The organism is Bradyrhizobium uaiense, from assembly GCF_010811875.1.
Classification (GTDB): Bacteria; Pseudomonadota; Alphaproteobacteria; order Rhizobiales; family Xanthobacteraceae; genus Bradyrhizobium; species Bradyrhizobium uaiense.
In genome coordinates this window covers 1-6,301 of record NZ_VKHP01000374.1, presented here as the reverse complement: position 1 = coordinate 6,301, position 6,301 = coordinate 1, and the positions used below count along the sequence as shown (strand labels likewise).

The 6,301-nt window shown below is 66.9% G+C and carries 3 protein-coding genes; all 3 read left to right on the top strand.

What is annotated here, in order from left to right; translation table 11 throughout:
• The first annotated feature begins 34 nt into the window (after positions 1-34).
• On the top strand, positions 35-4,219 hold the full coding sequence (locus FNJ47_RS43940) for an autotransporter domain-containing protein (protein WP_347341802.1): 4,185 nt from the start codon (positions 35-37) through the stop codon (positions 4,217-4,219).
• Positions 4,220-4,336: 117 nt separating this feature from the next.
• Positions 4,337-5,419, top strand: coding sequence for a zinc-binding dehydrogenase (locus FNJ47_RS43935; protein ID WP_163162749.1), 1,083 nt, complete (start codon positions 4,337-4,339; stop codon positions 5,417-5,419).
• A gap of 77 nt (positions 5,420-5,496) precedes the next feature.
• Complete coding sequence (locus FNJ47_RS43930) at positions 5,497-6,192, top strand: SDR family NAD(P)-dependent oxidoreductase (protein WP_236000510.1); 696 nt, start codon at positions 5,497-5,499, stop codon at positions 6,190-6,192.
• Positions 6,193-6,301 lie beyond the last annotated feature (109 nt).

Below are 6,301 nucleotides of genomic sequence, written 5' to 3'. Positions count from 1 at the left end.
GTGGGGCGAGGTCGCTGGAACGCACGAGTGCACAGTGGGCGGGGGGGGGGGCGGCGGTGGCGGCGGCTCCAACGGCTCGAGCGGCGCGAGCCTGAACAATTCCGCGGCACTGGTGGGCGGCAACGGCGGCAAGGGCGGTGGCGGGGGCATCAACGCCTCGTTCCCTTCACAACAAATCGCGGGCGGCGGCGGTGGTGGTGGCACGGGCGGTACGGGATTTATCCTCACCGGCGCCGGGGTCAATTCGAACAGCGGCAGCATCACAGGCGGCACTGGCGGCGCGGGTGGCGCGGGCGACGTCGGTGGTAGCGGTGGTGACGGCGGCACCGGCATCGTCGTCACAGCGTCAGGCGCAACGATCAGGAATTCTGGCTCGATCTCCGGTGGTGCCGGCGGTGGCGGTGGCGCGCAGGTGTCGGACATCTACTCGAATGGAGGCAACCCGGCATTCGGCGGTACAACGGGGCGGCCGGGAGCGGCAGGCACCGGCGGTACCGGCATCATCGGCGCTGGCTTGACCATCATCAACAGCGGAACGATCACCGGCGGCGGCGGCGGCGGCGGCGGCGGCGGCAGCGGCAGCGGCAGCGGCGGCTCGGCGCAGGGCTATGCGATCGGCTTCACGGGAGGCGCAAATACGCTGACGTCGAGCGGCGGAACGCTGTCCGGCAATCTCGGCATTGCCAATGGCGTCGGTGCCAGCCTGACCTTCCTGCAGACCAGCGCGGCCGGCGCCTCCGGCGACGTGACCATCTCGAGCATCACCGGCCTCGCCGGCGGCGTCACCGACGCATCGGTTGCCATCAAGACGGATGGCGGGCGCTCGCTCATCATCACCGGTGCCAGCTCCTATACTGGCGGCACCTCGGTGAGCGACGGATCGACGCTCGTCATCCGCAACAACAACGCGCTCGGCAGCGGTACGCTGACGATGGGCGAGACGCTTGCCGGACTTACCAGGCTGGTGCTGGACGGTAACGGCTTCAACATCGCCAACACCATCGTCATCAACAGCGATCCCGTCATCACCGTCGCGGCCGGCACCACCAACACGATGTCGGGGGCGATCAGCGGCGGCGGCGACGTCGTGCTCAATGGCGGCGGCACCTTGGTGCTGTCGGGGGCCAATACTTACACCGGCGGCACCACGATCTGCGGTACCGCCTGCGGCACTGCCGGCGGCAGCAGCGTGCTGGAAGTTGGCGTCAACACGGTGGGCACGCCGGGCGCGATTGTTTCATCGGCGATCGGTACCGGCCTGCTGACCTTCGACGGCGGCACGTTGCAGGCCGGCGGCAACTACACGATCGCGAACAACGCACAGATCAACGCCACCGGCGCCAGCATCGACGCCAACGGATACACCTTCGTTTACTCGGGCAACATTGCCGGTCCCGGCAGCCTGATGGTGCTGGATGCTTCAGGAGGCGCCGGCCGTGTGGTGCTAACAGGCACCAACACCTACACCGGCGGTACCACGATCTGCGATTGCGCGACCCTGCAACTCGGCGACGCCACCCACATCGCCTCGATCGTCGGCCAGGTCAACGTCGACGGCAGGTTCGACATCGTCAATGCCAACACGTCGGGCATCACCAGGATCGTCAACGACGGCTTCAACGGGGTCGCCACCACCACGTTCCACAATGCGACGTCGGCATCGACGGCGATCATCGACAACCTGAATTTCGGTATCACGCAGTTTCGTGACAGCAGCACCGCGGGCAATGCCACCGTGAGCAACAGCAACGGTGCGCTCACGATCTTCCGCGACACCAGCTCCGCCGGCAGTGCCACATTCAACAACACCAATGGCGGCACCGTGGTGTTCGGCGACGCGCTTGGCCCTCCCGGCGGCTCGGACACCAGCACGGCCGCCAAAGCCGTGATCAACAATCACGACGGCGGCAGCACCGTGTTCCTGGGCCATACCAATGCGGGTCAGGCCGCCATCACCAATGGCAACAACGGCGGTTCGACACAGTTCTTCGAATTCTCGTCGGCCGCGTCGGCTGCGATCACCACGTCCGCCACCGGCTACATCGCCTTCTTCCAGAACAGCACCGCGGCGAACGCGACGATCGACAATAGTGGCCTGACCTATTTCGGCACGTCCGGCTTCAGCCTGACCGAGGCGCCGACCGCCGGCAACGCGACGATCATCAACCGTTCCGGCGCCGCGTTGATCTTTGACGCCTACGCAACGGCCGGCAACGCCACGATCACCACCGAGAGTGGCGCCAACGTCAAATTCACCGCCAATTCGACCGGCGGCACCGCGCAGTTCATCACCCAGGGGACCGGCTTTGTCGACTTCGGCGGCAGCCTCGGTCCGAACGGCGACGGCCGCATCACGGCAGGCTCAATCGCTGGCTCAGGCGTCTACTACATCGGTGGCGGCAACACGCTTGCCGTCGGCGGCAACAATCTTTCGACCGTCGTCAGCGGCGTGATCGCGGATTCTGATCCCTGCGGTTGCAGCCCGGCCGGGCCCGGCAATCTGGAAAAGACCGGCAGCGGCACGCTGACTCTCACGGGCGTCAACACCTATACCGGCAGCACGGTCGTCAATGGCGGCATCCTGCAAGTCGACGGTTCGATCGTGTCGTCGAGTTCGGTGACCGTGAACTCTGGCGGTGTGCTCTCCGGCGGCGGCATTGTCGGCAACACGACGATTGCGAGCGGCGGCATCCTGACGCCCGGTAATACGACGCCAGGTACGTTCCTGAACGTTGTGGGGAATCTCACCTTCCAGTCCGGCGCGCTGTATCTCGTCGGACTGAATTCCACCGCGTCGACATCAGCCAAGGTGACCGGTACCGCGACGCTCGCCGGATCGGTCGGCGCCAGCGTCGCCGCCGGCAGCACGATCGCCAGGCAATACACCATCCTGTCAGCCGCGGGTGGCCGCAGCGGCACGTTCGCCGGCGTCGATTCGACCGGGCTGCCGTCTGGACTGATCGCGACGCTCGGCTACGACGCGAACAATGCCTATCTCAACTTCGCGCTCGATTACGCCACGAAATCGAAGCTCAACGTCAACCAGAGCAATGTCGCCACCACGCTGCAGAATTTCTTCAACGCCAATGGCGGCATCAACGTGGCGTACGCGGGACTCTCGCAGAACGGCCTGACCCAGGCCTCGGGCGAGGGCGCGACCGGCGCGCAGCAGGCGACGTTCAACGCGATGAACCAGTTCCTCGGTCTGTTGACCGATCCGTTCGTCGCCGGGCGCGACGGCAGCTTCGGCGGTGGCGCGGCGGCGACGCCTTATGCCGAGGAGAGCACAACGCTGGCCTACGCGGCGCGCAAGACCGAGCCGCGCGACGCGCTGGCCGCGATCTACACCAAGGCGCCGCGGCAGCTCGACTTCGATCAACGCTGGAGCATCTGGGCAGCAGGCTATGGCGGATCGCAGACCACCAGCGGCAATGCGGTGCTAGGCTCGAACAATTCCAGCAGCAGCGTCTACGGCACGGCGGTCGGCGCCGACTATCGCTTCTCGCCGAACACCATCGCAGGCATCGCGCTCGCCGGCGGCGGCACCAGCTTCAGCGTCAACGGCCTCGGCTGGGGCCGCTCGGACCTGTTCCAGGCCGGCGCGTTCGTCCGCCACACCGTCGGTGCGGCGTATCTCAGCGCAGCGCTCGCCTATGGCTGGCAAGACATCACCACCGATCGCATCGTCACCGCCGCGGGCGCCGATCATCTGCGTGCCAACTTCAATGCCAATGCGTGGTCGGGCCGGCTCGAGGGCGGGTATCGGTATGCGACGCCGTGGATGGGCCTGACGCCTTACGCGGCCGCCCAGTTCACCAGTTTCGAGCTGCCGAGCTATGCGGAGACCGTGGTCGCCGGCGGCAGCGGTGCCTTCGCGCTGAATTATGCGGCGAAGAGCGTCACCGACGTCAGGAGCGAGCTCGGCCTGCGCAGCGACAAGACGTTCGCGGTCGACAGCGGCATCCTGACACTGCGCGGGCGCGTCGCCTGGGCGCATGACTTTAACCCGAACCGCAATGTTGGCGCCGTGTTCCAGGCGCTGCCCGGCGCGGCCTTCGTGGTCAACGGCGCGGCGCAGGCCAGCGACTCCGCACTGACCACGGCCTCGCTCGAGATGAAGTGGCGCAACGGCTGGTCGGCGGCCGCGACCTTCGAAGGCGAGTTCTCCAACGTCACCCAGTCCTACGCCGGCAAGGGCGTTATGCGCTATACGTGGTGACCCTCCGTGCTATAGCGTCTTGAAGCGAAAGCCTGCCCGGACTTGATCCGCGACAGCGTATTTCGCGAGACGAAATACACATCAAAATGAGTGGGACAAAACCCACGCGGAGGGAACATGCGCGCAGCGATCTTCAGAAACGGCGAGATTGTCGTCGACCAGATGCCGGAGCCGAAGCCCGGCGCCGGACAGCTGCTGGTCAAATCGCTCGCCTGCGGCATCTGCGGTTCGGATCTGCACGCGCGCAAGCACGCCCACCGTATGGTTGAGCTGAGCAAGTTCCTGCCCGGCCGTACGCCGATGGATCTGTCGCGCGACGTCGTGTTCGGCCACGAGTTCTGCTGCGAGGTGCTCGACTACGGCCCGGGCACCACGCGCAAGTTCAAGCCCGGCATGCGCGTGTGCTCGCTGCCGGCGCTGCTGACGCCGGAGGGCCCAAAAGGCATCGGCTATTCCAACGATTACGCTGGCGCCTATGCCGAGCAGTTGCTGCTCAGCGAGCCGCTGCTGCTTGAAGTGCCGAACGGCCTTGCCGCCGAGCACGCCGCGCTCACCGAGCCGCTTGCGGTCGGCGTGCACGCAGTCGCGATGGCCAACATCCAGGGTGGCGAAGTTCCGCTGGTGATCGGCTGCGGGCCGGTCGGCCTTGCGGTGATCGCGGCGCTGAAGATCAGGGGGCTCGGCCCGATCGTTGCCGCCGACTACTCGCCGGCGCGGCGCCGGCTCGCCGAGAAGATGGGCGCCGATGTCGTGGTCGATCCCGTCAGGACGCAGCCCTATGCGAGCTGGGCCGAGCACGCCCAGATGACCGAAGCCGAGAAGGCGGCGCGGCCGCCGATGCAGGCGCTGTTGCCGCCGCTGAAGCCGGCGCTGATCTTCGAATGCGTCGGTGTGCCCGGCGTGTTGCAGCAGGTGTTCGAGGGCGCGCCGCGCAGCGCCCGTGTCGTCGTGGTCGGCGTCTGCATGGAGACCGACAAGTCGGAGCCGATGCTCGGCATCATCAAGGAGCTCAACGTCCAGTACGTGCTCGGCTACACGCCGGAAGAGTTCGCCTATTCGCTGCGCCTGATCGCGGAAGGCCAGGTCGATGCGGCTTCGCTGGTCACCGGCCGCGTCGGCATCGACGGCGTCGCGCAGGCGTTTGCCGATCTCGCCAATCCCGAGGCGCACACCAAGATCCTGGTCCAGCCGTGGCGTTAGTGGTGTCGATGGCGCGCGCGGTTTGCATTTCGTGACGCCGAACCTATAGTTCGCGGTCCTCTGAAAGCATCCACCTCATGCGCGTTTCAATCATCACGGGAGGCGGCTCCGGCATTGGTGCTGCGGTTGCGCGCCGGCTCGCCGGCCCCGGCCAATCGCTGATGTTGCACGGGCAGGGCGCCGAGGCTACCGGGCTTGCGCGGCTGAATTCGGTTGCGGAGGAATGCCGCAGCAAGGGCGCGAAGGTCGAAATCGCGACCGGCGATCTCGCCGCAGCCGGCGCGGGCATCGCGCTGGTCGAGGCAGCGCGCGCCGCGTTCGGGCCGATCGATACGATCGTGCATGCCGCGGGCTTTGCCGACCGGCGTGAATTCGCCAGCCTGCCGCGCGAGGCGCTGGAGCGCGCCTTCGCCGTGATGGCGGCGGCATTCCATGAAATCGCGACGGCCGCGCTATCCGACCTCAAGCGTAGTGCCAGGGGCCGCGTCGTCGCGGTCTCGAGCTTCGGGCCGCATCGTTTCGTGCCGGGCGCCACCTATCCGGGATCGGCCGCCGCGAAAGCCGCGCTCGAAGTGCTGGTGAAGTCGCTCGCGATCGAGCTCGCCAGCTCGGGCGCCACCGCCAACGCCGTGATGCCGGGCTACACGCGCAAGGATCCCGGCCTGTTCGGCGCGCTGGATTCCTCCACCTGGGAGCGCGTGGCGAAGGCCAATCCGATGCAGCGGCTGGCCGACGCCGCTGAGACCGCCGCCGTAGGCGCCTTCCCGCTGTAGCCGGAGCGTTGCCTCCGCACCACACGCCCGCCCCCGCAGCATAGAGGACAGACGTTGACGAGACAGCTCGATGTATCGGACGCCACACACAAGAACTGTATCAGTACCA

Excerpts from the sequence above, each read along its gene's own strand:
- FNJ47_RS43935 (WP_163162749.1), top strand. The coding sequence starts at position 4,337 with ATGCGCGCAGCGATCTTCAGAAACGGCGAGATTGTCGTCGACCAGATG.
- FNJ47_RS43930 (WP_236000510.1), top strand. The coding sequence starts at position 5,497 with ATGCGCGTTTCAATCATCACGGGAGGCGGCTCCGGCATTGGTGCTGCG.